We start from the raw sequence: 19,926 nt of genomic DNA, 5'->3' as shown, positions 1-19,926 counted from the left end.
CCTGCGCCGGGCCGCATTTTTCCTCGGCCTGGATTCAAAGCTTTCTCTGACCTTGATCGCCCGCACGCCTCACGGGGGCGCCCCCTATGCCACGGCAGGCGGTCCGAACCAGGTGGTCAGCGCGTCGGCAAGCCCATGCCGGGTTCGGTCCCCCACCCAGGCCACATATCCGTCGGGCCGAATCAACACGGCTGTGGGAGCAGTGACAGCCCCAAGTGCCGGAAGCTCCCACGGACCGGCGTATCCGGCATCGACAACCTGAACCCGATCCGCCCATGACGCGATGCCGAGGCCGCCGGGCTCACCGAGGTTGAGAAGCACCGGCCGGGCGGCGTGCAGCAGGCTGTAGACCCGCCGCGGACCGCTTGCCGTGCTGAGGTCGAGATCGGGCATGCGGCGCCCGAGCAGGGGGTGTCCCGCGCCGAGATCGTAGTGAATGTCGAGTCCCGCCAGCAAAGCCGCGAACTTCATGCGCGGCTCCGCCATGCCGAGAAGCTCGGCCATGGTGTCGCGCAATGCCTTGGTGCGGTCGTCCTCGCGGCGAAGCGCGACCGCGGCCATCGTGTTGCGCAGGACGCGGGCGCCGACCGGGTGGCGCTCGGAATGGTAGGTATCGAGGAGGCTTTCCGGCGAAATCCCCTTGACCACCTGGGCCAGCTTCCACCCCAGGTTCATCGCATCCTGCACCCCGGTCTGAAGCCCCTGGCCGCCGTCCGGGGGATGAATATGCGCGGCATCGCCCGCGATCAGCACGCGTCCCTTGCGGTAGGAGGCCGCCTGCCGCGCAGCATCGGTGAACCGGGAAATCGAGGTGGGAGAGTGGACCCCGTAATCCGTCCCGTAGACGGTGATGAGCGCCGCGCTGAGATCGCCGAGGGTGGGTTCGGCGGTCTGTCCGACATGCTGTTCGGTCACGAGGATGCCGACCGGCCCGTGATCCGCATAGACGATCTCGCCATTGCGGATCTCGTACTCCACCCGGCCAAGGGCATGGATGCCGAGGGCGTCGCGGCGGATGCCCCATTCCGGCGGCGTCTCGGCCAGCTCGGCCTCGGCGATCAGGTTGCTGGTGGTGGGATCCGATCCCGGGAACGCGATGCCGGCCGCCTTGCGGACCAGGCTGCGTCCGCCGTCGCACCCGACAAGATACTGCGCCCGCAGCGACCGGCCATCGCTGAGCTCGACGTCGACGCCGGCGGCGTCCTGGGCGAAGCCCGTCGTCTCGATGCCGCGATAGATCGGCACCTCGAGCTCGTCGACCCAGCCGGCGAGTATCCGCTCGATGTGCTTCTGCCGCAGCCCGAGACTGTAGGGATGGCGGGTGGGAAAGCCGCTGGTGTCGAACTGGACCCCGGCAAACCCGTTGACCTGCGCCTTCTGCCCCGCGGCGAGGAACCGGTCGGCGATGCCACGCTGATCGAACACCTCGATGGTGCGCGAGTGGAGCCCCCCGGCGCGGGAGCCGACAAGGTCCTGGCTGGCGCGCCGCTCGACAATGGCAACGTCGACGCCCGCCAGTGCCAGCTCGCCCGCCAGCATCAGCCCGGTCGGGCCACCGCCGGCGATGATCACTGCATGGTCCGTCATCTGGCTCGCACCCTATGCTGTTCGCCCAGGAAGGACAGGCGATAGGGTCCCGGAATCTACGGATAGAAATGCGGAGGCCAATTCTTGAACCTGACTATCTTGTCGCCATCTCATATCCAGGCGAGGGCCACTCCCGCCGCGGCACATCCGGCCAGCGTCCGGACCTTGCGGCCACTACACGCGCGATGCCGCAGCGCCGGTAATACGCAGCTTCAGGGCGCCGCCGGTCCGAGGGCTGCGGCCAGAACATCGGCCAGGCCTCGGCCGGCGCTGCCGTCCTCGTCGAGGCGCGGATTGTAGATGGCGACCTCGAGGCCGACCGCCTTTCCGCTCGCCAGCGCGATGCGGAGCGTGGCCCCGAGCTCGTCCCACGACAAGCCGCCCGGCACGCGGAAATCGACCGCCGGCATGATGGCGTCGTCGAGGCAATCGGCGTCGAGATGGATGAAGAAGCCGTCCAACTCCGCCCGCGTCAAGCGGTCGACCGCCGCGCGGGCCGCATTCTCCACGCCCATGCGGCGCACGTCGTGGAGATCCCAGGCGCGGAGCTCCGGCGGCAGAGGCTGGCTGCCGAATTCGGCCTGGTCTTCGTGGTCGCGGAAGGCGAAGGCGACGGCGTCCTCGGCCCGCACCAGCGGCGAGCGGCCCTCGATGTCGGTCAGCAGCGTCGGCCCGTGCCCCGTGACGAAGGCCAGGTCCATGGACGCGCCTTCGCCGTTGGGCTCCGCTGCGGGCTGGAAGAAGTCGGCATTGCCGTCGATGAAGAACAGGCCGTAGCGGCCGCGCCGCCGCAGCGCGAGCATCGAGCCCAGCAGGATCGTGCAGTCGCCGCCCAGCACCACCGGGAACTCGCCCGCATCCAGCACCGCCTCCACCGCGTCGGCGAGCCTGGGCGACCACGCCGCGATCGCCTGGGCGTTCAGGGTCGCGGTTTCGGGATCGGGCGTCGGATTCTTCGCCGGCACGGCCAGCCGCCCGGCACGGCGCGCCAGAATACGCTCCGCGAGGCCCAGCGCGAGGAGCCGGTCGGGCAGGCCTTCCACGCCGTCGGTCGCCAGACCCAGCGTGGACGGCGCTTCGAGGATCGCATGGCGGCGGTTCGGCATCGAAAGGCTCCAGCCGTTATGGGCTGGAACAGGTGCCGTCTCGGAGTGGTTCCTCGGGAAGGGCCGATATCCCGCACGGATCTACCATCATGGCGAGACCCGCAAGGGGCATGACCATCCAGGCGCATCGGCCTGCGCGGCCGTCGATATGAAATCCGGAAAGCTGACTGAACGTCTATCTCAGCGAGATAGTGGCGCGCCCGAGAAGATTCGAACTCCTAACCTTCTGATCCGTAGTCAGATGCTCTATCCAATTGAGCTACGGGCGCGTTCTGCGGGGCTTCGTCGCCGCCCCGTCGTCAGGCGGGCGGAACCTAGTCGATGCCCGCCCCCGATTGCAAGCCCCATTTTCATCGATCCGACACGAAACGAGGCATGCGGCGGCCGCATGAACGGCGGCCCCTGCCCTGCGCCCGCTTTCCGGCCGCGCTCATCCGCGCCATCTCCCTTCTAGTGACGGCAAAAATGGGAGGCGATCATGGGGCTGGTCTGCGACGTGGTCGGGCGCGTTCTCGCCCTCTTCCTGCTGATCGCGATGCCCGCCTTCGCCCAGGCGCAGTCGGGCGACGAGGGTAACTCCACGGTTGTCGGCAACGCCGACGGGCCGGCGATCGTCGGCGTGATCCAGAAGCAGCTCGAGGCCTTCCAGGCCGACCGGGCGGCGGAGGCCTTCGGCTACGCCTCGCCGGACATCCAGCACCTGTTCGGCACGGCGGACAACTTCCTGGCCATGGTCAGGCAGGGCTATCCGCCGGTCTACCGGCCGCGCTCGGTCGACTTCCGCGAGCTGGTCACCAGCGAGGGCCGGATCGTGCAGAAGGTGCTGTTCGTCGGGCCGGACGGGGTGCCGGTGATCGCCGAATACTTCATGGAGCGGCAGCCCGACGGCAGCTGGCGAATCGACGGCTGCCGGCTGGACCGGGGCGGCGACCAATCGGCATGAGACCTAGTCCGAGGGTGGCGTTGACAAGCCGGACGGGGGCGCCCCATCGTGCGATCCCGACACCAGAGACTGCCGAATTCCTGCCATGACCGACACCGCGCTGAAGACCGCCATCGAACAGGCCTGGGCCGACCGCGACAGCCTGACCCCGGCCACCACCGGCCCGGCCCGCGACGCCATCGAGGCGGCGCTGGAAGGCCTCGATTCCGGCGCTCTGCGCGTGGCCGAGAAGGTCGACGGGCAGTGGCAGGCGCAGCAATGGCTGAAGATGGCGGTGCTGCTGTCCTTCCGCATCACCGACAGCAAGATCGTCGAGGGTGGCCCGGACGGCGCAGTCTGGTACGACAAGGTGGCGCCGAAGACCCTGGGCTGGGGCGAGAACCGCTTCCGTGAGGCCGGCTTCCGCAGCGTGCCGGGCGCGGTCGTCCGCCGCTCCGCCTACATCGCGCCGGGCGTGGTGCTGATGCCGAGCTTCGTCAATGTCGGCGCCCGGGTCGACAGCGGCACCATGGTCGACACCTGGGCCACCGTCGGCTCCTGCGCCCAGATCGGCAAGAACTGCCACCTGTCCGGCGGCGTCGGCATCGGCGGCGTGCTGGAGCCGCTGCAGGCCAATCCGGTGATCATCGAGGACGACTGCTTCATCGGCGCCCGGTCCGAGGTGGTCGAGGGCGTGATCGTCGAGCGCGGCTCGGTGCTGTCGATGGGCGTGTTCCTGAGCGCCACCACCAAGATCGTCGACCGCGAGACCGGCACCGTCAGCTACGGCCGGGTGCCGGCCTATTCGGTGGTGGTGCCGGGGGCCATGCCCGGCAAGCCGCTCGCCGACGGCTCGCCCGGCCCGTCCTTGTCCTGCGCCGTGATCGTCAAGCGGGTGGATGAGCGCACCCGGGCCAAGACCTCGATCAACGAGCTGCTGCGCGACTGATCGCGATGGTCCACCCACTCGGTCCTTCTTTTCTTGTCATTGCCGGGCTTGACCCGGCAATCCAGGGACCGTCGAGAGCAGCCCTTGCCGCCCTGGATGCACGGGTCAAGCCCGGGCATGACAGGATAAGGGGAGCGTCTGGAGCTTGAGTTTGAGACAGACCATCCTATGACCACCCCCGACCCGATCGCCCTGACCCGGGCGCTGATCCGCTGCCCCAGCGTCACCCCGGCCGACGCCGGGGCGCTGGCGGTGCTGGAGGCGGCGCTGGCGCCGCTGGGCTTCCGCTGCGAGCGGATGCGGTTCGAGGCGCCGGGCACCGCGCCGATCGACAACCTCTACGCCCGCATCGGCGCCGGCCGGCCGCATCTCTGCTTCGCCGGCCACACCGACGTGGTGCCGCCGGGCAACGAATCCCGCTGGCGCTTCCCGCCCTTCGAGGGCCGGATCGCCGAGGGCCGGGTCTGGGGCCGCGGCGCCTGCGACATGAAGAGCGCGGTCGCCGCCTTCGCCGCCGCGTCGGGCCGCTTCCTGGCCGTGCGCGGGCCGGAATTCGGCGGCTCGATCAGCCTGCTGATCACCGGCGACGAGGAGGCCGAGGCGGTCAACGGCACGGTGAAAATGCTGCAGGCCCTGGCGGCGCGCGGCGAGGCGATCGATGCCTGCATCGTCGGCGAGCCGAGCAGCAGCGAGGCGGTCGGCGACACCATCAAGATCGGCCGGCGCGGCAGCCTGACCGGCCGGCTGACCGTGCGCGGCGTGCAGGGTCACGTCGCCTATCCGCACAAGGCCGACAATCCCCTGCCCCGGCTGGTGCGGATGCTGGCGGCACTGAGCCCCGGTGCGGGGCCGGAGATCGACGGCGGCAGCCCCCATTTCGATCCTTCGACGCTGGCGATCACCACCATCGATGTCGGCAATCCGGCCGCCAATGTGATCCCGGCCGAGGGCCGCGCCACCTTCAATATCCGGTTCAACGACACCTGGACGGCGGACAGCCTGGGCGCCTGGATCCGCGAACGCTTCGACGCCGTCGGCGGCGACTACGCTTTGGAACTCCACAGCGGCGCCGACAGTTTCCTGACCGCGCCGGGCGAGCTGACCGGGCGCGTCGCCGGGGCGGTGGAGCGGGTGACCGGCCGCCGCCCGGCCTTCAGCACTTCGGGCGGCACCTCCGACGCCCGCTTCGTCAAGGATTACGCCCCTGTGGTCGAGCTCGGCCTGGTCAACGCCACCATCCACAAGACCGACGAGAACGTCCCGGTCGAGGAGATCGAGACGCTGACCCGGATCTACCAGGCTGTGATCGAGAACAGCTTCCCGGAGAAGGGCTAGATGGCGGTGTCTTCAGGCGACATCATCCGCGGCGTCTGGGGCGCATGGCGCCTGGCCCGGCGCGATGCCGGCGGCATGGCCATGTTCGACATCTCGCCGGACGGGGCGGCGAAAAGCTTCGTCGCCGCGGCGCTGGCGCTGCCCCTCTTCGCAGTCGGGCGGGCGATCTCGCTGGGCGACAGCTGGCCCCTGCTGCTGCAGCCGGCTCCGCTGATCATCACCGTGCTGGGATTTGTCGCCGCCTGGCTGGTGATACCGGCAGCCCTGACCTGGCTTCTGCCGCGGCTCGGCCGCAGCCAGCGCCTGGCGGAGGGGATCGTCGCCTACAACTGGGCGACGCTGCTGATCCAGCTGGCCGGGTTCATCGCGTTCCTGCTGGCCGCGATCGGTCTGTTCCCGAGCCAGCTGGGGTTCCTCGTCCTCATCGTCGTCCAGCTCGCCTGCTACGTCTATGAGGGCTTTGTGCTTCGCACCGCGCTCGAGATCGAGCTGCCGATCGTGGCCGGGCTGGTGGTGTTCGACGCGGTGGCATCCGAGTTGATGTCCACCTGGATCGCCGCGGCCACTCAGGCGTCCCTGTAGCGCACCCACAGGAAGCATAGACCGTCCGGCGGCGCGGTGGGGCCGGCGGCGGCGCGGTCGCGCGCCGCCAGCACCCCGGCGACCCAGCCGGGCGGGCGCTTGCCCTCGCCGACCAGCTTCAGCGTACCGGCGATGTTGCGGATCTGGTGGTGCAGGAAGGACCGCGCCTCGGCCTCGATCTCGACCGCCTCGCCGCGGCGCACTACGTCCAGCCGGTCCATCGTCCGCAGCGGCGACTTGGCCTGGCATTCGGCGGCGCGGAAGCTGGTGAAGTCGTGATGGCCGACCAGATGCTGTGCCGCCTCGTGCATCGCCGCGGCGTCGAGCGGCCGGGACACCTGCCAGGCCTGCCCGGCTTCCAGCGCCAGCGGCGCGCGGCGGTTGACGATGCGATAGCGATAGGCGCGCAGGATGGCGGAGGTGCGGGCGTCGAACCGCTCGTCCACGACCTCTGCCGACAGGATCGCGACCGGCAGCGGCTTCAGGTGGAAGTTGAGCGCGTCGCGCACTGTGCCGGGATCTGTCGGCCGGGCGATGTCGGCGTGCGCCACCTGCCCGATCGCATGCACGCCGGCATCGGTGCGGCCGGCGGCGGTGATCCGGATATCCTCGCCGCAGAAGCGGACAATCGCCTCCTCGACCGCCTGCTGCACCGACAGGCCATTGGCCTGCCGCTGCCAGCCGACGAAGGGCCGTCCGTCATACTCGATGGTGAGCTTGTACCGCGCCATCTAGCCCAGGCGGGTGCCGGCCGGGATGGCGAAGCCGTTCAGCAGGTCGCGCGCCGTCATCGGGGCCTTGCCTGGGCGCTGCAGCCGGGTCAGGCGGATGGCGCCATGGCCGCAGGCCACGGTCAGCTCGTCGTCCAGCACCGTGCCGGGTTCGCCCGAGCCGGCGACGAGCGTCGCGGCCAGCACCTTGATGCGTTCGCCGTCATGCAGGAACCAGGCGCCCGGCTTCGGCGTCAGCGCCCGCACCTGGCGGTCCAGCGCGACGGCGTCGGCCCAGTCGATGCGCTCATCCTCCGGCCCGATCTTGGCGGCGTAGGTGACGCCTTCCTCCGGCTGCGGAGTCTCCACCGCGTCGCCCTCGGCCACGGCGTCCATCGCCGACACGATCAGCCGGGCGCCGAGCGCCGCCAGGGCGTCGTGCAGCGCCGGCGTGGTCGCCTGCGGCCCGATCGGCACCCGCCCTTGCAGCAGCATCGGCCCGGTGTCCAGCCCCGCCTCCATCCGCATGATGGTGACGCCGGTCTCGGTATCGCCCGCCAGGATGGCGCGGTGGATCGGCGCCGCGCCGCGCCAGCGCGGCAGCAGCGAGGCGTGGATGTTGAAGCAGCCGAGCCGCGGCGCGTCCAGGATCGGCCGCGGCAGGATCAGCCCGTAGGCCGCGACCACCGCGGCGTCGAGCCCGAGGTCCCGGAACTCCGCCTGTGCCTCCGGCGTCCGCAGCGTGGCCGGGTGGCGGACCGGCAGCTGCGCCGTCGCCGCCGCCCGGTGCACGGCCGAGGGCTGCAGCTTGTTGGCCCCGCCCGGCCGGCCGCGGCGGCTGGGTGTAGACAGCCGCGATCTCGTGCCCGGATTCGATCAGGGCGAGCAGCGCGGGCACCGCGAAATCGGGCGTGCCCATATAGGCGAGGCGCAGGGGCATGGATCGGTGCGGCCGCTCAGAACGGCAGCTTCATCCCCGGCGGCAGCTTCAGCCCGCCCATCAGCTTCGAGGTCTCCTCCTGCACCGCCGCCTCGACCTTGCCCTTGGCATCGTTGAAGGCTGCAACGATCAGGTCCTCCAGCACCTCGACCTCGGTCGGGTCGACCAGCTTCGGGTCGATCTTGAGCGAGCGCAGCTCGCCCTTGCCGTTCAGCACCACCGCGATCATGCCGGCACCGGCCTGGCCCGGCACCTCGATCTCGCCCAGGCGGGACTGCATCTCGGCCATCTTGGCCTGCATCTCCTGCGCCTGCTTCATCATCTGTCCGAGATTCTTCATGCCTCTCGCGGCTCCTCTTCATCGATGGCGTCGGCGGCGGGCTCGGCTGCCTCGCCCTGTTCCAACGGCCCATCCTGCTCCAATGGATTGCGCAGGTCGCGGATCACCGCGCCCGGGAAGGCGCTCATCACCGCCTTGACCAGCGGGTGCTCCGCCGCCTGCGCCAGGGCGTTCTCGCGGTCGGTGCGGGCCTGCTGGTTCAGCGTCGGCGCGCCCTCGGCGCCGGAGACGCTGACCACCCAGCGCTCGCCGGTCCAGTCGCGCAGCGCCGTGCCCAGGCGATTGGCCAGGTCCGGCGGCGCCGAGTCATGCGGCCGGAACTCCAGCCGACCGGGCTCGAAATGCACCAGATGCACCGCGCTCATCAGCTGGCCGTGCAGCACGACATCGCGGGCGAAGGCGATCTGCACCAGCTCCTCGAAGCTCTTCGGCTCGGCCCGCAGCGCCGGCTTCGCCGCCGGCGCGGCCGCCACCGCAACGGGGGCCGGGCTCGGGGCTGGAGCCGGGGCAAGCGCCACCGGCGCGGGCTCGGCCGGAACCACCGACAGGCCGCCGCCCGACGCCGCCATCCGCGGGCCACCACCGGGACCGGGTCCCGGCGCCGGGCCTGCGGTCACCGCTCCCTGGCTCTGCAGGTCGCCGAACTTGCGGACCAGCTCGCCCGGGCTGGGCAGGTCGCTCATGTAGAGCAGGCGGATCAGCACCATCTCCAGCGCCGCCTGCGGGTTCGGCGCCGCCTGCACCTCGCCCGCCCCCTTCAGCAGGGTCTGCCAGGCCCGGGTCAGGCCCGGCAGCGAGATCTTCTCGGCCAGGGCGCCGCCGCGCTTGCGCTCGACCTCCGGCACCGCCGGGTCGTCCAGCACCGCGGGCACCATGCGGGCGCGGGTGACGAAGTGGACGAAGTCGAGCAGGTCGCCCAGCACCGATTGCGGGTCGGCCCCGGCCCGGCGCGCCGCCTCCAGCCCCTCCAGCATGCGCGGGCCCTCGCCGGCGAAGGCGGCCTCCAGAATGTCGATGACGCTGGAGCGGTCGGCCAGGCCCAGCATCTCGCGCACGCTGGCGGCGGCGATGAAGGGCTTGTCGCCGACCGGCGCGCCCTGGGCGATCGCCTGGTCCAGCAACGACAGCCCGTCACGGGCCGAGCCGTCGGCGGCCCGGGCGATCATGCCGACCGCCTCCGGCTCCGCCGCCACGCCTTCCTTGTCCAGAATCTCGCTGAAATAGGCCTGCAACTGGTCGGCGCCGATGCGGCGCAGGTCGAAGCGCTGGCAGCGCGACAGCACCGTCACCGGCACCTTGCGGATCTCGGTGGTGGCGAAGACGAACTTCACATGCGGCGGCGGCTCTTCCAGCGTCTTCAACAGCGCGTTGAAGGCGTTTTTGGAGAGCATGTGCACTTCGTCGATGATGTACACCTTGTACCGCGACGCCACCGGCCCGTAGCGCACGCCGTCGATGATCTCGCGGATGTCGTCGACGCCGGTGCGGCTGGCGGCGTCCATCTCCATCACATCGACATTGCGGTCCTGCAGGATGGTGCGGCAGGGCTCGCACACGCCGCAGGGATCGGCGGTCGGCCCGCCCTTGCCGTCCGACCCGACGCAGTTCAGCGCCCTGGCCAGGATCCGCGCCGTGGTGGTCTTGCCGACGCCGCGCACTCCGGTCAGCACGAAGGCATGCGCCAGCCGGCCGGAGGCGATGGCGTTGGTCAGGGTCCGCACCAGCGCGTCCTGGCCGATCATCTCGGCGAAGGTGGTCGGCCGGTACTTGCGGGCGAGCACGCGATAGGCCACCGGCTTGGCCGGCTGCGGCGCGTCGTCTAGTCCGAGGGGCAGGGCTGCGTCATCGCTCATGGCGCGCGATCATAGGGAATGGGACCGGCGGTCGAAAGGGCGAAGGCACCCGCCTACTCCCCCGCCATCTCCCGCAGTTGCTGCACCCGCTCGATGTTCAGGGTCATCGGGCAGAAATAATACATCGGCGATCCGACATACGACCCCGCCAGCTCGCAATGATTGTCGCGATAGACGATCCAGGCCTTCTGCGCCTTCTCCAGCTTCGCCGCATCCGCCGGACTGTTCATCTTGGCGGTGATCGCCTGGTACAGCCGGTTCATCTCCGGCTTGGTCTCGTCCGCCACGCCCTCGGCGCAGGCGCTCACCGTGCCGTTGTTGGTCGGGCCGGCGTCCTTCAGACAATTGTCGTAGAGCTTCTGGTAGTCCTTCGGCGCCGCAGGCACTTCGGCCGCGGCGACGCCGCTGGCGGAGATCAGGGCGATGGCTGCCAGCGACAAGGCAATCGGGACGAGCTTCATGGATCCCCTCCGGTTCGGTCGGAGCGGCACCTAGCATGAAACATCCGGCATCGGGAAGGTGGGAGACCGGCAGCGACCCGTGCCGAAACTCGTTACGGCTGCTTCCTTCCGGATCTGACCGGGTTGGCGAGGGACACGCCCGCGCCGATCTCCCGCGCCCTATATCGGAGCTTCGGGCGCCGGAGGCAAGTCCGGAAATGACACTCCTGTGTCTCCGCCTCAGCGCACGCCCTCGGCCGCCAGCGCGGCGATGCGGCGGCAGCAGGCCAGCAGCGGCGCGGCATAGCGGTCGGGGTCGTCGATCGCGGCGCGGTATTTCGGGATGCTGACGCTGATGCAGCCGATCGACCCGCCGGCCCCCGCGATGGCGCCGCCATAACACCAGATGTCGGCCTCGTTCTCCTCGGCGTCGATCGAATAGCCGCGGGCACGGATGCGCCCGATCTCCGCCGCCAGGGCCGCGACGGTGGTCAGGGTCTGCGGCGTCATCGCCGTGAGCTCGAGCGTCGGCAGCAGCGCCGCGGCCTCGTCCGGTGGCAGCGCCGCAAGCCAGGCCTTGCCGACCGAGCTGGAATGCAGCTTCACGCGGGTGCCGATGCGCGAGGCCATGCGCACCGCCTGGGGGCTTTCCAGCTTGTCGACATAGATCATCTCGGACCCGCTGCGGACGGCGAGATGCACGGTCTCGCCGGTGGCGTCGCGCAGCCGGGCCAGCTCCGCCGCCGCGATCAGCCGCAGCTCGAACCGGTCCCAGGCGCGTGCGGCCAGCGCCATCAGCCGCGGGCCGAGGCCATAGGCGCCGCCGCCAGGCCGCTCGGCCAGCATGCCCTCGGCTTCCAGCGCCGCGACGATGCGGTGCACGGTCGGGCGCGGATGGCCGGTCAGGCGGGCGATCTGCGCCACCGAGACAGGCTCGGCGGCGTCGGACACGGCCTGCAGCACCGCCATCGCCTTGCCGAAGGCGGCCGCCCCCTGCACCGCTGCCGCTCCGCCCTGCCCCATCTCTCCCCCCTGCGCCTCTCAGGCGACGAGATAGCCGCCATCGACCGGCAGCGCCACGCCGGTGATGAAGGCGGCAGCCGGGCTGCACAGGAAGGTGACGGCCTGGGCCACCTCCTCCGGCCGGCCCCAGCGGCCCATCGGGGTGCGGCCGAGGATGGCGCCTGAGCGCGCCGGATCGTCCTGCAGCGCCTGGGTCAGCGGCGTGGCGATCCAGCCCGGCGCCACCGCGTTCACCCGGATGCCGTCCTCGGCATAGGCGATGGCGAGCGACTTGGTCAGCTGCAGCACCCCGCCCTTGCTGGCGCTGTAGCCCGGAACCAGCCCGCCGCCGAAGAAGCTGAGCATCGAGGCGGTGTTGACGATGCAGCCTTTCGTCTGCGCTAGCCGCGGCCGGGCGGCGGCGCAGAGCCGCATCGTGCCGGTCAGGTTGACCGCCAGCACCTGCTCGAACACCGCCGGATCATGTTCCGCCCCGCGGCGGATCACCCCGGCGCAGTTGACCAGGATGTCCAGCCGGCCGAGCCCGCCGACCAGCGCCTCGACCGCCGCGCCGTCGGTGACGTCGAGCTCGGCCAGAAGCGCGCCCTTCGGCGGCTCGGCGCCCGCGGCCGGGACCAGGCCGGCGGCGGTCACGGTCGCCCCCAGCCTTGCGAGCTCGGCCGCGATGGCGGCGCCGATGCCCTGGGTCCCGCCGGAGACGAGCGCCGTGCGGCCGGCGAAGAGATCGGGCTGGAAGGTCATGCGAATCTCCCCTCCGGGCTTGCCGCCGCCCGGTCCTCGATCGGGTTCCGCACCAGCACCACCAGCGCCACGGCGGCGACCGCGGCGACGGCGGCGCTGATCAGCAGGGCGTTGACGAAGGAGCCGGTCCGGTCGAGCACGAAGCCGGTGACGATCGGCGCGAAGGAGCCGGCGAAATAGCCGCCGAAATTCTGGATGCTGCCGAGCGACGCCACCTGGCGCGACGGTGCCGCGGCGCTGACCAGCATCCAGGCGGTGGAGCTAGCGTAGTTGATGCAGAACATGGCCAGCGAGATGTAGACCACGGCCAGGGTCACGCTCGGCGTATAGGCCGCCGGCAGGGTGAAGACCGCGCCGCCGACCAGCCCCGCCGCCATCGGCCATTTCCGGCTGGCGACCGCCCCGACGCCGCGGGCCAGCAGGACATCCGCGACCTTGCCGGAGCAGAGCATGCCGAGCGCGCCGACGAGATAGGGGATGACCACCACCCAGCCGGTGCGGGCGATGCTGAGATGCCGCTCATGCTCCAGATAGCCGGGCAGCCAGGTCAGATACAGCCAGACCATGTAGATCACGCCCATGAAGCCCAGCACCATGCCCCAGGTGGTGCGGTTCGCGAATAGCCCGGCCCAGTCGGCGAAGCTCTGCTGCGGCCTGGCCTGCGCCGGGCGGCCGTCATCCAGGAAGGAGCGCTCGGTCTCGGTCAGCGCCGTCTCGCCGCGGTTGCGGTAGACCAGGTACCAGCCGACGGCGACGATCACGCCGAGCACGCCCATCAGGATGAACATCGGGCGCCAGCCGAAGCCCAGCATGATCGCGGTCAGGATCGGCGGCGCGATGGCGGGGCCGATGCAGGAGGAGGCGATGAAGATCCCGGTCGGCATGCCGCGCTCGCGCATCGGGAACCATTCGCTGATCACCTTGGCCCCGGCCGGGAACTGCGGCGCCTCGCCCACGCCGAGCACGGCCCTAGTGCCGATCAGCTGGCCCAGCGACTGCGCCAGCCCGCCGGCCAGCTGCGCCAGCGACCAGAAGAACATGCCGGCGCCAAGCATGATGCGGGCGCCGAAGCGGTCGAGCATCGCCCCGACCGGCAGCTGCGAGAAGGCATAGGCCCAAGAGAAGGCGGAGAGCAGCAGCCCCATCTGTGTGCCGGACAGGCCGAGCTCGCCGGAGATGTCGTGATTGGCGATCGAGAGGGTGCTGCGGTCGAGATAGTTGACGATGCCGGCCGCGGTCAGGAAGGCGACGGCGATCCACTGGATCCGGCGGATCCGTGGCGGCTTGCCGGATGACATGAGACGGTTTCCTCGAACTCGGGATATTCTGGCTTCTCGGGCGGCGCGATCAGCGGATGAACTGATCGACGTAATCCGCACCCAGGCCGGCTTCGGCGTAGTGCTTGCGGCACATGTCCAGCTTGGTGAACACGTCCTCGTAGCCGGTGTGCTTGCCCCAGGGGTCGACGTAATACATGACGCCGTTGACCTGGAAATAGGTGATCATCTCTTCGACATCCTCGTCGACCACCAGGGTGTGGGTCTCGCCCGGCGGCTCGAACACGTAGCTGCCCTCGGTGGCGACCCAGTCATGCTCGAGGTAGCGCCAGCTGCCCTTCAGCACGAAGCCGTGCACCGGCCCGGGATGGCGGTGGCGGCTGAGCACGCCGGCCTTGCGAACCCGCAGCAGGTTCATCCAGTAACCGCTCGAGATGTTGAGGCAAAGCGGCCGGAACCAGACATTCTCGGCCTGCGGCACCCAGACCCGCTCATCCTGCGGCACGGCGTGGGGCACGACGATGTCCCGCAGCGCTTCGGGCGGGTTCGGATACTGGTAGGGCATCCGCCTAGTGTCGGCGTCGGCTGGCATGACGCATTCCTCCGGATTTGTCCACATTATGGACGATCTATCCATTTTGTGGACAAACACTGGACCCGCCCTGCCGGCCTGTCAATGCCGGGGAATGATCGAGTCTCCGCCCGCGAGACCTTTTCGGGCTCCTCCCGAGGGGAAAGGAAGGAGCTCCGAAATGCCGGGCGTCCTGTCGATGGCTCGACGTCGCGCCGGCGCTCAGCTGCTGTCCGGTTTCGCCGCCGGAGCGCCGCGGCGCTTGGAGCCTGCCGGGGTGCCCGCTTCTGCGGGGCGGGCATCGGGCGGCCGGGCGAAGGGGGCCTGCGCATAAGGCGATTGCGGGTGTCCGCTCTCCTCGACCGCCCAGGTCTCGGCCTGCCACCTGGCCCAGTCCGGCACGATGCCGAGCTCCCGGGCAGAACCGGGCGACGACCTCGCCGACCGGAAGTTCGCCGGTGTCCTCGGCGTCGTCCTCCTGCAGCCGGCGCTCCAACTCGAACAGCAGGTCGTCACGCCGGTCCTGCTCGTCGATGTCGAGCTTACAGGCTTCGGCTTCGGCGGCCTCCTCGGCCTCGATCGCCTCCTTGAGGATGCGCCGGACCAGGTTGCGCCGCCGGTGCCTGCGGTCAGTCCGAGCCGCGGGGAAGGGCTTGTCACGTTGTCGAGCGTGGCCGCGATTAGGCCGGCATCCGCCAGGTCAGGCCGCGACCCCAGCCGCATCCCGCCATGCCGCAAGCGCCTTGGCGCGAAAGCGGCGGTGCGTGCGGGCGGTGGTGAGATGACGGCCGAGGTTGAAGGTGTTGTAGGTCGCGGCGTGCAAAGACAGGAACCGTTGCGCCGAGGTGGCCGATTTGAACCGCTGCTGCTTGTGCTCCCGTCGCCGGACCGGGACGTGCGAGCTTTCGGCTCGGTTGTTCAGGCGCTTGCCTCGAAGGTGGGGGATGCCGTCCGGCCGCAGATCACGAAGCGCCGCGCCGTAGGCCGGACACTTGTCGGTGATCCAGGCGGTTGGAGCGATCCCCTGCCTCCGGAGGAGCTTGCGCATCAGCTTGCGGGCGGCAGCCGCGTCCCGTCTGGCCCGCACCAGCACCTCGAGCACCTCACCTTCGGCATCGACGGCCCGCCAGAGATACATCGACTTGCCGCCGATCCGGACGAACATCTCGTCGAGGTGCCAGCGCCGGTGCGGCGCTGGCCGTTTCGCGCGGAGGCGCCGGCGATCATCGGGCCGAACGCATTCACCCATCGATGGATCGTCTCGTACGTCACCTCGATGCCGCGCTCGGCGAGCAGATCCTCGATGTCATGGTAGCTCAGGGTGAAGCGGAGATACATCCAGACGGCGCGCTGGATCACGTCGGATGGAAAGCGATAACCGGAATAGCAAGGCGGGGTCATGGCCACCGCTACGCTCACCGCTGGCGACCCGCAAGGCCGTGAACGTGACAGGCTCCCGGCTTGTTCATGGAGTCCGGGCGCCTACGTCCTGCTCTTGTAGCGACCCCTTAGATCAGATGGGATTCATTTTTGGCGCGTCGGCGGATCGAGCACTTCAACTGCATCATAATGACAGCTTACCGATCGAAGCGCCGCCATCGACATGCAGTGTCTGACCGGTCATGAAAGCTGCGTCGTCAGATAGAAGAAAGGCGACTGCCGCGGCGATCTCCTCCGGCTTGCCGAAGCGGCACATCGGAACGCCCGCGAGATAGCGTGCCTCCCCCTCGCTCCCAGGAGCGTTGTTCGCCCGGAACAGTTCAGTCTCGGTCGGCCCAGGCGAAACAGCGTTGACCGTGATGCCCGTGGCAGCAAGTTCCAGAGCCCAGCTTCGTGTGAAGCTCACGAGAGCCGCCTTGGCCGCGGCATAGCTCGTGCGCTCGATGCTGCCGAGCACAGTGAGGCTTGAGACGTTGACGATCCTTCCCCATCCGCTTGAGCGCATGTCTGGAAGGGCTGCCTGCGTCGCGACCAGCGCCGGATGCAAATTGACGCGCATGACTTCTTCGAGTGTCGCGACAGCGATATCGCCGAGCGGCGCCGCGCGCACGAGGCCGACATTGTTGACGACGCCGTCGACTCTAGCGTCCCGGATGATTGTCGCGAGCTTGTCGCCGGAGGCCGGATCGCCGAGGTCGAGCGAGTGGAGTTCGCCGGGGAAGCCTCCGGATCGATTGCGCGCAATGCCGACGACTGCGTGTCCCTGCCTTGCGAGGCGGTGTGACAATGCGAGCCCGATGCCCTTGCTGGCACCGGTAATCAGGAAGGTTCGTTTCATGGGGCATCCTTCGGCCCCGCTCCTTCAAGGCGCGGGGCCTGTTGAACGGGTTTCGATCAGGCGGCGACGCTGGCGGCGCGGCGCAGCGCCGGCAGCATGTCTTCCGGCTCGGGACGGTGGGTGTAGTCCGGGTTCACCTCGGCATAGAGGATGATTCCGTCCTGGCCGACGACGAAGCGGGCCGGCATGGGCAACGTCCAACTCGCATCACCGTTGAACGCCGGCAGGTCATTCTTCAGCGATTTGTAGAGGTCCATCAGATAGTCCGGCAGGTCGAAGCGCAGGCCGAAGGCCGCCGCGACATCGTTGTGCGGATCCGAGAGGATCGGGAAAGTCAGCTTGTTCTGGCGGACGGACTTCCGGCTGTTCACCGGGTTCTGCGGCGAGATCGCCACGAGGCTCGCGCCGAGGGCCTCAAACCGCGGCAAGGTTTCCTGCAGCGCCTGAAGCTCCATGTTGCAGTAGGGGCACCAGACGCCGCGATAGAAACTGATGACCAGCGGTCCGAGCGCAAGCAGATCGATGGACGACACTAAGTTGCCTTCCGGATCTGAGAGCGTGAAAGCAGGCAGCCGGTCGCCGGCCTGCAGTGCCCGCTGGGCGACACCGGAAGCGATCAACTCGGCGGTCGCGCGGTGCATCGTCTCGATTACAGAATAGGGAACGTTATAAGGCGGCTTGCCGGCTTCGAAATCGGCCTTGAAGGCGTCGAGCTTGGATTGCAGTGTCATGAGGGTTCTCCGTTAGGTTTGAAATTCTCGATGAGGATCCGGCGGTGATCAGCCATTGGCTGCCATCGAGCGGGCAACCTCGGCGGCGCTGATCCCTTCGAGCGCGAGCCCGTAGCCGGCCCCTTCGTCGATGATCCGGCGCAGCTTCTGGGTCAGCGCGATGCGGGTGTACCGGCTTGTCAGCGGCGGCAGGGCGGCAAGGCCCTCAGCGATCTCATGGGCACGCGCAAGGAGCCGGTCGGCAGGGACGATCTCGTTTACCGCGCCCCAGTCCTTGGCGGTCTCCGCGTCGAGCACCTGCCGGGTGAGGATGAAATAGCGGCCGCGAACGCTGCCGATCACTTCCGGCCAGAGCAGATTGACGCCATCACCTGGTACGATGCCGAAGTCGAAATGCGGCTTGTCCTGGAAGACCGTCTCCGGCGTCGCCAACACGATGTCGGCAAGAAGCGCATATTCGGAATGCAGCAGCACGGCCCCGTTCAGAGCGGCGATCAGCGGCACTTCGATATCTAGGATGTTCATGAGGACTTTCCTGCCCTCGCGGAAGATCTTGTCGTAGCCGCGCGGCGAGAAGAAATCGAAGCCCTCAGGACTGATCGCGTCCATGAAGGCGTCGCCTGAACCGGTGAGGATCACGACGCGGTTGTCAGCGTCGGCGCCGATCTGATGGAAGAGATCGACGAATTGCTCGTGGGTATGGCCGTTGAAGACGAGCTTGCTCCCATTGGTATGCAGCGCGACCTCCAATACGCCGCTTTCCGAGCGCATCAGACGGGCATTGGCGAAGGAATCCTTGTAGATATTGAAATTGGACATGGTGGTTCTCCTGCTGCCTTGAGTTGGGCGGCTGTTTTAGGGAGGATCAGGCGGCGGGCACGAGGGCTTCGACGCGAGCGATGGCCCGCTGGACGGCCGGGCGGTCGGCCACGGCGTCGTACCAGCGGGAAAGGTTGGGTCGACCGTCGAGGGTCAGGCCGAGGAACTGGCGACGCCACAGCCAGGCGAAGTGGGCGACGTCGGCAATTGTGAAATCGTCACCGGCTGCGAAGGCCTGATTGGCCAGCTTTGAGTCGAGAAGACCGAGAATACGCTCTGCCTCGCCGGTAAAGCGGGCCTCGGCGATCGGCTGCGGCTCGGGCGACGAACGCTTGAAGAAGCCGGCGTTGCCGAAAGCGGGGCTCATGCCCGAGGCGTGAAAGAAAAGCTGCTCGAAGACACGGGCGCGGGCGGCGCCACGCTCCGGCAGGAGCTTGCCGGTCTTCTCCGCCAGGTAGACGAGGATGGCGGCGCTTTCCGTCAGGACGAGTCGTTCACCATCGACGTGATCAACCAGCACCGGCACCTTGCCGTTGGGATTGAGAACCATGAAGGCGGGGGCCCTCTGCACCCCCTCGCGGACATTGACCGGCTTCAGTGCGTAGGCCAGCTCAATCTCTTCCAACGCAATGGGTACTTTGACGCTGTTGGGCGTGGCGAAGGCGTGTACTTCGATCATTTCTGTCTCCGTCGGACGTGTTCATCGTCGTTGGAGAGGGTATGGCCATTCCTTTGGTATTGCGGCAGGCGCTTTGAAGCCATATTGCTTATTCCTCTGGAGAATAAGCAATATGGACAGACTGCAGGCAATGGCCGCTTTCGTGCGGGTGGTGGAGACGGGTTCGTTTTCGGGAGCGGCCCGGCATATCGGCGTCGGGCAACCGGCGATCTCAAAGACGATCGCGCAACTGGAAGATAGGCTGCAGGTGCGGTTGCTGGTTCGTTCGACCCATGGCCTGGCGCCCACCAGCGCAGGTGTCCGTTTCTACGAGCGCGCCAAGATGGTGATCCAGGAGGCTGACGAAGCGGAGTTGGAGGCCCGCGGCGCCGGGGCCGGATTAAAGGGCCGGTTGCGAGTATCGGCAGCGACTACCTTTGCCAGGCTTCTGGTCTTACCGCGGCTGCCCGCCTTCCTGGCGCGGCATCCCGACCTGGAGATCGATATCGTCCTTGATGACCGCGTCATCGACCTCGTTTCGGAAGGTATCGATGTCGCGTTGCGAATGGGCCAACTCTCCGATTCGTCAGCGGTGGCAAGGCGGCTGGCGCAGGGGCGGCGATCCGTCATCGCAACACCCGCCTATCTCGAACGAGCCGGAAACCCATCAGTGCCGGCAGACCTCGCGGCACACGAGGCGATTGCCTACAGCCAGCTTGAAAACAGCTGGATGTTTCGCAAGGACGGAACGGAAGCGTCGGTCGTGATACGCGGCCGCATCCGGGTCAGTGCGGCGGAGGGCATTCGTGCCGCAGTACTCGCCCATATGGGACTGACGGTGAATTCCGACTGGATGTTTGCACCTGAACTGGAAAGCGGCGCTGTCGTCCGCCTGCTGGAGGACTGGGAGCTTCCCCCTGTCGATCTATGGGCGGTCTTCCCGACGGGACGGCTGGCAAGCGCTAAAGCACGCGCATTCACTGATTTCGTAATAGCCGCCCTCGGAGGAGCATACGCCAAGGAGGCCGGGCCGGGTAGTGAATAGCAGCTGGACAGCGAAAGCC

Annotated in this window: 19 protein-coding genes, 1 tRNA gene, 1 other RNA gene and 2 pseudogenes; 5 read left to right on the top strand and 18 right to left on the bottom strand. The window is 68.6% G+C overall.

The genetic code is table 11. The annotated features are described in order from the left end of the window. Positions 1-84: 84 nt before the first annotated feature. The 3 genes from QFZ27_RS21885 to QFZ27_RS21875 all read right to left on the bottom strand — a co-directional run bounded on the left by QFZ27_RS21885 (position 85) and on the right by QFZ27_RS21875 (position 2,962). Positions 85-1,587: an FAD-dependent monooxygenase gene (locus QFZ27_RS21885; protein ID WP_429228557.1), complete on the bottom strand. Its 1,503-nt coding sequence runs from the start codon at positions 1,585-1,587 to the stop codon at positions 85-87. Between the two features lie 212 nt (positions 1,588-1,799). Beyond that, the gene (locus QFZ27_RS21880) at positions 1,800-2,693 is read right to left on the bottom strand and encodes an arginase family protein (protein WP_429228556.1); all 894 of its coding nucleotides are present in this window, start codon (positions 2,691-2,693) and stop codon (positions 1,800-1,802) included. Between the two features lie 192 nt (positions 2,694-2,885). Then, positions 2,886-2,962, bottom strand: a tRNA-Arg gene (locus QFZ27_RS21875). 209 nt (positions 2,963-3,171) lie between these two features. Between QFZ27_RS21875 and QFZ27_RS21870 the strand changes: the two genes are divergently transcribed. The 4 genes from QFZ27_RS21870 to QFZ27_RS21855 all read left to right on the top strand — a co-directional run bounded on the left by QFZ27_RS21870 (position 3,172) and on the right by QFZ27_RS21855 (position 6,481). After that, positions 3,172-3,636 (top strand): DUF4864 domain-containing protein, encoded by a 465-nt coding sequence (locus QFZ27_RS21870; protein ID WP_429228555.1) that lies wholly within the window; start codon positions 3,172-3,174, stop codon positions 3,634-3,636. Between the two features lie 85 nt (positions 3,637-3,721). Beyond that, positions 3,722-4,564 (top strand): 2,3,4,5-tetrahydropyridine-2,6-dicarboxylate N-succinyltransferase, encoded by an 843-nt coding sequence (dapD, locus tag QFZ27_RS21865; protein ID WP_429228554.1) that lies wholly within the window; start codon positions 3,722-3,724, stop codon positions 4,562-4,564. A gap of 168 nt (positions 4,565-4,732) precedes the next feature. Then, positions 4,733-5,899 carry a succinyl-diaminopimelate desuccinylase gene (dapE, locus tag QFZ27_RS21860; protein ID WP_429228553.1) on the top strand — a complete coding sequence of 389 codons (1,167 nt, stop codon included), beginning with the start codon at positions 4,733-4,735 and terminating at the stop codon, positions 5,897-5,899. Beyond that, entirely contained in the window at positions 5,900-6,481 is a 582-nt protein-coding gene (locus QFZ27_RS21855; protein ID WP_429228552.1) for a hypothetical protein, read from the top strand. Here QFZ27_RS21855 and truA read toward each other — a convergent pair. From truA to QFZ27_RS21780, 15 genes and pseudogenes are all read right to left on the bottom strand, one after another. After that, positions 6,466-7,212 (bottom strand): tRNA pseudouridine(38-40) synthase TruA, encoded by a 747-nt coding sequence (truA, locus tag QFZ27_RS21850; protein WP_429228551.1) that lies wholly within the window; start codon positions 7,210-7,212, stop codon positions 6,466-6,468. The two genes, QFZ27_RS21855 and truA, sit on opposite strands and share 16 nt — an antisense overlap. Further along, positions 7,213-8,131 (bottom strand): annotated as a pseudogene (gene fmt / locus QFZ27_RS21845) (methionyl-tRNA formyltransferase). 16 nt (positions 8,132-8,147) lie between these two features. Beyond that, positions 8,148-8,471 (bottom strand): YbaB/EbfC family nucleoid-associated protein, encoded by a 324-nt coding sequence (locus QFZ27_RS21840; protein WP_429228550.1) that lies wholly within the window; start codon positions 8,469-8,471, stop codon positions 8,148-8,150. Then, entirely contained in the window at positions 8,468-10,324 is a 1,857-nt protein-coding gene (locus tag QFZ27_RS21835) for a DNA polymerase III subunit gamma/tau (RefSeq protein WP_429228549.1), read from the bottom strand. The genes QFZ27_RS21840 and QFZ27_RS21835 overlap by 4 nt, the downstream gene beginning before the upstream one ends. 53 nt (positions 10,325-10,377) lie before the next feature. After that, complete coding sequence (locus QFZ27_RS21830) at positions 10,378-10,785, bottom strand: lysozyme inhibitor LprI family protein (protein ID WP_429228548.1); 408 nt, start codon at positions 10,783-10,785, stop codon at positions 10,378-10,380. 55 nt (positions 10,786-10,840) lie between these two features. Then, positions 10,841-10,941: signal recognition particle sRNA small type (gene ffs / locus QFZ27_RS21825), an RNA gene on the bottom strand. Between the two features lie 63 nt (positions 10,942-11,004). Next, complete coding sequence (locus tag QFZ27_RS21820; RefSeq protein ID WP_429228547.1) at positions 11,005-11,787, bottom strand: IclR family transcriptional regulator; 783 nt, start codon at positions 11,785-11,787, stop codon at positions 11,005-11,007. Between the two features lie 18 nt (positions 11,788-11,805). Beyond that, positions 11,806-12,528 (bottom strand): SDR family NAD(P)-dependent oxidoreductase, encoded by a 723-nt coding sequence (locus QFZ27_RS21815; RefSeq protein ID WP_429228546.1) that lies wholly within the window; start codon positions 12,526-12,528, stop codon positions 11,806-11,808. After that, a complete protein-coding gene (locus tag QFZ27_RS21810) occupies positions 12,525-13,826 on the bottom strand; it encodes an MFS transporter (protein WP_429228545.1) in 1,302 nt (433 codons plus the stop codon). Before QFZ27_RS21810 ends, QFZ27_RS21815 begins: the two co-directional genes overlap by 4 nt. A gap of 49 nt (positions 13,827-13,875) precedes the next feature. Further along, a complete protein-coding gene (locus tag QFZ27_RS21805; RefSeq protein WP_429228544.1) occupies positions 13,876-14,397 on the bottom strand; it encodes a 2,4'-dihydroxyacetophenone dioxygenase family protein in 522 nt (173 codons plus the stop codon). Positions 14,398-15,076: 679 nt separating this feature from the next. Beyond that, positions 15,077-15,777 (bottom strand): annotated as a pseudogene (locus QFZ27_RS21800) (IS6 family transposase). Between the two features lie 163 nt (positions 15,778-15,940). Then, a complete protein-coding gene (locus QFZ27_RS21795; RefSeq protein WP_429228543.1) occupies positions 15,941-16,654 on the bottom strand; it encodes an SDR family oxidoreductase in 714 nt (237 codons plus the stop codon). Positions 16,655-16,710: 56 nt separating this feature from the next. Next, positions 16,711-17,385 (bottom strand): peroxiredoxin-like family protein, encoded by a 675-nt coding sequence (locus QFZ27_RS21790; protein ID WP_429228542.1) that lies wholly within the window; start codon positions 17,383-17,385, stop codon positions 16,711-16,713. Between the two features lie 48 nt (positions 17,386-17,433). Then, positions 17,434-18,204: an enoyl-CoA hydratase/isomerase family protein gene (locus tag QFZ27_RS21785; protein ID WP_429228541.1), complete on the bottom strand. Its 771-nt coding sequence runs from the start codon at positions 18,202-18,204 to the stop codon at positions 17,434-17,436. Between the two features lie 46 nt (positions 18,205-18,250). Beyond that, positions 18,251-18,883 (bottom strand): glutathione S-transferase family protein, encoded by a 633-nt coding sequence (locus QFZ27_RS21780; RefSeq protein ID WP_429228540.1) that lies wholly within the window; start codon positions 18,881-18,883, stop codon positions 18,251-18,253. Between the two features lie 112 nt (positions 18,884-18,995). Here QFZ27_RS21780 and QFZ27_RS21775 point away from each other — a divergent pair, with 112 nt between their 5' ends. After that, positions 18,996-19,907 (top strand): LysR family transcriptional regulator, encoded by a 912-nt coding sequence (locus QFZ27_RS21775; RefSeq protein ID WP_429228539.1) that lies wholly within the window; start codon positions 18,996-18,998, stop codon positions 19,905-19,907. The last annotated feature ends 19 nt before the right edge of the window (positions 19,908-19,926 follow it).

The organism is Inquilinus ginsengisoli (genome assembly GCF_050434925.1).
Taxonomy (GTDB): domain Bacteria; phylum Pseudomonadota; class Alphaproteobacteria; order DSM-16000; family Inquilinaceae; genus Inquilinus; species Inquilinus ginsengisoli_B.
The sequence above is the reverse complement of the archived record's forward strand: the minus strand, read 5'-3'. Positions and strand labels throughout refer to the sequence as shown.

Excerpts from the sequence above, each read along its gene's own strand:
- QFZ27_RS21885 (WP_429228557.1), bottom strand. The coding sequence starts at position 1,587 with ATGACGGACCATGCAGTGATCATCGCCGGCGGTGGCCCGACCGGGCTG.
- QFZ27_RS21880 (WP_429228556.1), bottom strand. The coding sequence starts at position 2,693 with ATGCCGAACCGCCGCCATGCGATCCTCGAAGCGCCGTCCACGCTGGGT.
- QFZ27_RS21870 (WP_429228555.1), top strand. The coding sequence starts at position 3,172 with ATGGGGCTGGTCTGCGACGTGGTCGGGCGCGTTCTCGCCCTCTTCCTG.
- dapD (WP_429228554.1), top strand. The coding sequence starts at position 3,722 with ATGACCGACACCGCGCTGAAGACCGCCATCGAACAGGCCTGGGCCGAC.
- dapE (WP_429228553.1), top strand. The coding sequence starts at position 4,733 with ATGACCACCCCCGACCCGATCGCCCTGACCCGGGCGCTGATCCGCTGC.
- QFZ27_RS21855 (WP_429228552.1), top strand. The coding sequence starts at position 5,900 with ATGGCGGTGTCTTCAGGCGACATCATCCGCGGCGTCTGGGGCGCATGG.
- truA (WP_429228551.1), bottom strand. The coding sequence starts at position 7,212 with ATGGCGCGGTACAAGCTCACCATCGAGTATGACGGACGGCCCTTCGTC.
- QFZ27_RS21840 (WP_429228550.1), bottom strand. The coding sequence starts at position 8,471 with ATGAAGAATCTCGGACAGATGATGAAGCAGGCGCAGGAGATGCAGGCC.
- QFZ27_RS21835 (WP_429228549.1), bottom strand. The coding sequence starts at position 10,324 with ATGAGCGATGACGCAGCCCTGCCCCTCGGACTAGACGACGCGCCGCAG.
- QFZ27_RS21830 (WP_429228548.1), bottom strand. The coding sequence starts at position 10,785 with ATGAAGCTCGTCCCGATTGCCTTGTCGCTGGCAGCCATCGCCCTGATC.
- QFZ27_RS21820 (WP_429228547.1), bottom strand. The coding sequence starts at position 11,787 with ATGGGGCAGGGCGGAGCGGCAGCGGTGCAGGGGGCGGCCGCCTTCGGC.
- QFZ27_RS21815 (WP_429228546.1), bottom strand. The coding sequence starts at position 12,528 with ATGACCTTCCAGCCCGATCTCTTCGCCGGCCGCACGGCGCTCGTCTCC.
- QFZ27_RS21810 (WP_429228545.1), bottom strand. The coding sequence starts at position 13,826 with ATGTCATCCGGCAAGCCGCCACGGATCCGCCGGATCCAGTGGATCGCC.
- QFZ27_RS21805 (WP_429228544.1), bottom strand. The coding sequence starts at position 14,397 with ATGCCAGCCGACGCCGACACTAGGCGGATGCCCTACCAGTATCCGAAC.
- QFZ27_RS21795 (WP_429228543.1), bottom strand. The coding sequence starts at position 16,654 with ATGAAACGAACCTTCCTGATTACCGGTGCCAGCAAGGGCATCGGGCTC.
- QFZ27_RS21790 (WP_429228542.1), bottom strand. The coding sequence starts at position 17,385 with ATGACACTGCAATCCAAGCTCGACGCCTTCAAGGCCGATTTCGAAGCC.
- QFZ27_RS21785 (WP_429228541.1), bottom strand. The coding sequence starts at position 18,204 with ATGTCCAATTTCAATATCTACAAGGATTCCTTCGCCAATGCCCGTCTG.
- QFZ27_RS21780 (WP_429228540.1), bottom strand. The coding sequence starts at position 18,883 with ATGATCGAAGTACACGCCTTCGCCACGCCCAACAGCGTCAAAGTACCC.
- QFZ27_RS21775 (WP_429228539.1), top strand. The coding sequence starts at position 18,996 with ATGGACAGACTGCAGGCAATGGCCGCTTTCGTGCGGGTGGTGGAGACG.